Below are 5005 nucleotides of genomic sequence, written 5' to 3'. Positions count from 1 at the left end.
GGCGACGACCACCTGATCGTCGGCTCCACGCGCCACGAGAAGACCGCCCGCGCCCAGCTCATCGAAGCCGGCCAGGAAGTGCACCACAAGGCCGGCAGCAAGACCGTCATCGACGCCGGCGCCGAGATCACGCTGAGGGCCGGCGGCAGCTTCATCAAGCTCGACCCCAGCGGCATCACCATCGTCGGCGCCCAGGTCAAGATCAACTCCGGCGGCAGCCCGGGCTCGGGGAGTGGGCAGGGGGCGCAGTCCCCGGAACTACCCCAGCGCGCAATGGCTGAAGCGCATCAGCGCATCGAGGGCGTTACGCAAGATGCGCTGCTGACCACGCGTCTCCAACTGCCGGAGATCTGCGAGGAGTGCTGGCAGGAGGCTCTGGCCTCGGGGCAAACGATGATCCAGGCAGGACGATAGCGTATGGCTGAGATCGCCCACATCCCCGCCGACTGGCAACGGCAGTCCTGGCCAGCGGAAGAGGAATTCAAGCGCACGGCACTGGTCGAGTTGGGCCTTCTCGAACCCGCTTCGCGCACTGCTCTATTCGAGACACCGGGCGTCACGGCCTGCCCCTTGCTGCAGGATGACCGGCAGCCGCATCTGGCTGCCGAAGGTCCATGGTTATTCGAGGTAACGTTCGAGTCGATGGCTGAGCTGTCAGCACAGGATAAGCTTGGTTGCGGCCTTCAAGCCTGGATCGAAAGCCGCATGGCGATCTCTCGCTTGGCCGGCCAACTGGCGCCTGCCATGGTGGCGTATCCGGCTGGTGAGCCGCCGGCCCTATTGCGGTTCTACCTGTCCCGGGTCATCCGGCAATTGCATGCCGAGACCCAAGCCGATTGGCATCGCTCTCTGTTCGGTGGCATCGAGCAGTGGTGGCAGCGGGGCGATGATCGGGGCTGGCAGGCACTGGGTGCCATGCCGGTGCAGGAGCCTCTCGAATCGCCATGGCAGTTGACATTGTCCTCCTCGCTTTACCAAGCGCTGCATGGCGACCCTGAGGTACGCACCGCTACTCGCTTGCTCACCCAGCAGCATCCGGACCTTTTTGCCGGCGTGTGCGCTTGTGCTCGCTCGCAGCGAGTGGAAGCAGCACTCTTGGCCGCGACCGAAGCGGGATTGGTTCATCGCAGTGAGCGCCTGGCCTATGTCTACCGCCGCTTACTTGACCAAGTACGCTAGGGAGAATTTTGTGACCTACAGATCCCTTAGCCGATATATCAACCTTGCCCCATTGTGGGTGTGGTGGACATTTTTTGGTATTTTTTTTGCTTTTCTATCTTGGCTTATTTTTCATGTTCCAAAGGCTACTCTTGTAGGCCATAACCATACCCACAACCCCGTTGTCACGTACTGGGTGAACGACAGCTGGGGTGGTAATCGAGAGCTAGACGACGAAGGTTGGAAAGACGTCGAGAGGCGGCAATATATCAAGGGCCATTGGGATGACTGGTATGGCATGACATGCTGCTGGTCATTCAGAAGGGATGAGGAAGAAATCTTGTGGTATGTCGATGTCACCACAAAAGAAGAATATGAAGAGTACGAGGAAAGAAGACGATCTGACACCTCACTGGCGGTACTTACGTTACACCCACCTCGGAATGAGGAGGAGCACACCCTACACGTTATTATTCCGGAGCGCACCCGGGAAGACCGCTACCTGCACGTGCATTTTCTTCCCAATCATGAGGTCAGGCTAGGCTGGAGCCCGGATTTGATTTCGCCCTATGCTGATCTGCCAAACCGCCCCGACGTGGCCCGCTATCAGGAGCAATAAATGCTGGTGAATTGGATCTGGAACTGGCTGGTCGACAATATCTGGTACGGCCTGCCCAAGAGAGTGCGCTGGGGGCTGGGGGCACTGCTTGCCGGTTATGTCGTGTGGTTGTTCTTCTTGCCTGACTTGCACCCCATGCCCACGGACACCTCCATTCGTGGGCATAGCCATATCGATCGTCCTATCCACCGCTTTTGGGTCAATGGTCGCTGGGGGGGGAATCTTGGTCCTTATGGAGGGGGGGGGACCGTGTGCTGCCAGCGTATCAGCGGCGATACCGCCGAAGTGGAGTGGGTTTATGGGCGGACCGTCGAGGAGTTCGAGCGTGGCGATGAGCCCGAAGGACACCGTGTGACACTACCCATGCCGGAGCGCACGCGGGAAGACCGCTACCTGCACGTGCATTTCCTGCCCAATCACGAGGTCAAGCTGGGCTGGAGCCCTAATCTAGTGTCTCCCTATGACCATTTGCCGAAGCGCTTGGACCAAGTCGAAGAAGGAGCTCACCCGTGACCGAAGAGGAAATCTTGGCCAACTGCGAGGCGCTGAGCGCTGCCGCCGAGGATCTAACCGCTATGGACGCCATGACGTGTCATAGCGTCTTGGAGGTAGGGGTATTCTTCGATGGCTCAGGGCGCCACGCTGAGCGAGATGAGCCCGAGGGGCGGTTTAGCAATGTAGCGCGTCTCTACGAAACGTTCCCTGACCAGACGAGCGATCAACCCGGTCGACGTTTTCGTAAGCTATATCTTCCCGGCCTGGGCACACCGCTGGAGAGTGGAGCGTCCGAGAGCCTGGCAACGGTGGGTCGAATGGCGCCCGATGAGGTTGGCAACACCCTCAAGAAGCAGATGAGTGGTAGCGTCCGCGAAGCGGTCGGGAGTGGTCTGCTGGAAGAGAGCGGTCGTGCCTGGTGGGAGACCTCCCGGCGTACCCTGGCCCAGCAGTTCAGCTCGCTCAAGGGCTGGGTGAAAGCACCGCGCGACAGCGTCGCGCGCCTTGGCGTCGAATCCTGGTCACCGCTGCGCGACAGACCCTTGATGGCGCACCTGTTGACCAGCGGCGCGGCATCGCGGCTGACCAAGGCGATGCGCGAGTTCGAGGAAGAAGTTGCGCTAGCAAATTCGGCCGGTATGCCGCTGCGCACCATTCGTGTCTCGGTGTTCGGCTTCGATTTCGGTGCGGCCCTGGCCAAGGCCTTTATCCGCGAGCTTCTCGACAAGAGATGCGAACGCCAGGCCGATACCTACCGCTACCAGGACGCCGAAGTGGTGGTCGCCTTCGTCGGTCTGTTCGATTGCGTGCACCGCACCCATCCCGATATGGGGTTATTGGAAGCGCCGTTGCCCACGGTCACGGTCATTGAAGATGGTGGCCCGTTGCATCCCGCCTGCCGCCGTGCTGTGCACCTGATCGCCGCTCACGAACGGCGGATCACCCGCCGCTGCCGGCCGCTTGGGGGGCAGCGGGCCAATTGGCGTGAGGAGCTGCTGCCGGGCATCAGCGAGGATGTCGGCGGAGGCCTCAAACCCGGTGAGCAGAAGGTTAGCGCCGAGCTGTCGCGCTATGCGCTGCATCGGATGTACCGTATGGCGCATCGGGCTGGTGTTCCAGTGCCCAGTCTGGAACAGCTCTACCAACGCAACCCTGATGTGGCAGCTTATTTCATGGTCGATGACGAGATCGATGGCCATACGCTGCCTTCGCTGGCGGGGGCCTACGTCGAAGCGACCCGCGGGCACCGGGAGCCAAGCACCGAGAGCTTTCTCTCTCACGCCGAGCTGTACCTATCCTGGCTGGCCAAGCGTTACCTGATCTACCGCGATACTAAGGCCACGCTGGAGGCCCGTCTCGACGCGTTGCCGAGCCGTACGCCAAGCGGTGTGCTGGGCGTGCCTACGGCCTCGTTGACCCAGCCGGCCGAGTGGGGGGATATCGTCGCTACCGCCGAGGAAGTCGAGCAGGCACTGGCGGAGCTTGAAGCACAGTGGGGCTGGCTGAAGGAGGTCGACCGGGAAGCGCGGGCCATCAATCGCCAGCATTATGCAGCGAACAATGAGATCAGCAGCTATACACGACGACAGCTGGCGACAGAAGGAAAGCTCGCCGAGCTGTGGATGGCCCGTGTTGGCTCACAGTCGGCGCGTGACGCGCTCGAGGCCACCTTCACGCGAAATAGTGATGTCGCATACCTGTTCCGCTATGGCATTCATGACCGCCATGCTGACGATCAGGAACTGCAATTCCAGGCCGGGGGCGCGAATGCCAGCGTGGGCAGCCGGCGCTATCGCTTCTTTGCCTGGCGCGGTGTGGACATGCCTGTCGAGACGAACTCATCACCAGAAGAGCGTCCCACCCGACACCCTAGGGGGGCCATGGAGCGCTGGACCATGCGCTGAGCGGGCGCTTCCCGCTCGTTCGTTTCACTAGGCGATGGCTACCGCCAACCAGAGCTTGGCCGGGTTCGGACAGGCAAAAAAGAAAAACGGATCATAGGAGATATCCATGCGCCACTTCATCGCCATGACATTCGGTGGCCTTTCACCGCGCTACTACCTGCGTCAGCTGTTCTTCGGTGCCGGCATGTCGGCCTTGCTCCTGTTTGTGGTCATGCAGGGAGAAGCGCCACTTCGGATGGATCTCGTGGTGCTGCTGCTAGTCAACGCCTTGCTGTACCCCTACTCACGCTTCGTCTATGAACAGGCGATGGGATTCCTGATGGGGGATAACATGTTCTTCGTCAACGCCATGCTACTGCTGAGTGTCAAGCTATTCACGATGATGCTTTGCTGGGGGTTCGCCATCTTCATCGCACCGCTTGGACTTGCCTATCTGTTTTTTTACCATCGCCGCGGCCAGAGTCGTGACAGTGTCGAGGGCTAGGAGATGATCAGGTCGCCCCTGGCATCCAGTTCAGTGTGATCCATCACGGCACGCAGCCCCAGGCGCTGGAAGAGGACGGTGTCACTCAGGCGGATAGCGCCGGCATGACCAAGTACCATAACGAGCTGGTGCTGACCCCCGCCGATACCGCCTGGCGCCCTGTGCCCGACCCCAAGCCGAGGGTCGACGGCCCCCAGGTCGCCTTCGTGGTCGGCCCCGAGGGCGAGGAGATCCACTGCGACGAGCACGGCCGGGTCAAGGTGCAGTTCCCCTGGGACCGCTACGCCGAGCCCAACGAAACCGCCAGCGCCTGGCTGAGAGTGAGCCAGGGCTGGGCCGGCGGCG

The 5005-nt window shown here is 61.2% G+C and carries 5 protein-coding genes and 2 pseudogenes; all 7 read left to right on the top strand.

The window, feature by feature from the left end; translation table 11 throughout:
* A pseudogene (locus tag C1H66_RS23330) lies at positions 1–414 on the top strand (type VI secretion system tip protein VgrG); the annotation flags it as partial.
* 3 nt (positions 415–417) lie between these two features.
* A complete protein-coding gene (locus tag C1H66_RS20315) occupies positions 418–1179 on the top strand; it encodes a DUF4123 domain-containing protein (protein WP_102629693.1) in 762 nt (253 codons plus the stop codon).
* A gap of 10 nt (positions 1180–1189) precedes the next feature.
* On the top strand, positions 1190–1777 hold the full coding sequence (locus tag C1H66_RS20310; RefSeq protein ID WP_170064200.1) for a DUF3304 domain-containing protein: 588 nt from the start codon (positions 1190–1192) through the stop codon (positions 1775–1777).
* Positions 1778–2290 carry a DUF3304 domain-containing protein gene (locus tag C1H66_RS20305; RefSeq protein ID WP_102629691.1) on the top strand — a complete coding sequence of 171 codons (513 nt, stop codon included), beginning with the start codon at positions 1778–1780 and terminating at the stop codon, positions 2288–2290.
* Positions 2287–4176 (top strand): phospholipase effector Tle1 domain-containing protein, encoded by a 1890-nt coding sequence (locus C1H66_RS20300; RefSeq protein WP_102629690.1) that lies wholly within the window; start codon positions 2287–2289, stop codon positions 4174–4176. Before C1H66_RS20305 ends, C1H66_RS20300 begins: the two co-directional genes overlap by 4 nt.
* A 106-nt stretch (positions 4177–4282) precedes the next feature.
* Positions 4283–4660 carry a hypothetical protein gene (locus C1H66_RS20295; RefSeq protein WP_102629689.1) on the top strand — a complete coding sequence of 126 codons (378 nt, stop codon included), beginning with the start codon at positions 4283–4285 and terminating at the stop codon, positions 4658–4660.
* 8 nt (positions 4661–4668) lie between these two features.
* Positions 4669–5005: pseudogene (locus C1H66_RS20290) on the top strand (type VI secretion system tip protein VgrG); the annotation flags it as partial.

This window comes from Halomonas heilongjiangensis (assembly GCF_002879645.1).
GTDB lineage: Bacteria > Pseudomonadota > Gammaproteobacteria > Pseudomonadales > Halomonadaceae > Halomonas > Halomonas heilongjiangensis.
This window is presented reverse-complemented; position numbering and strand designations above follow the sequence as displayed.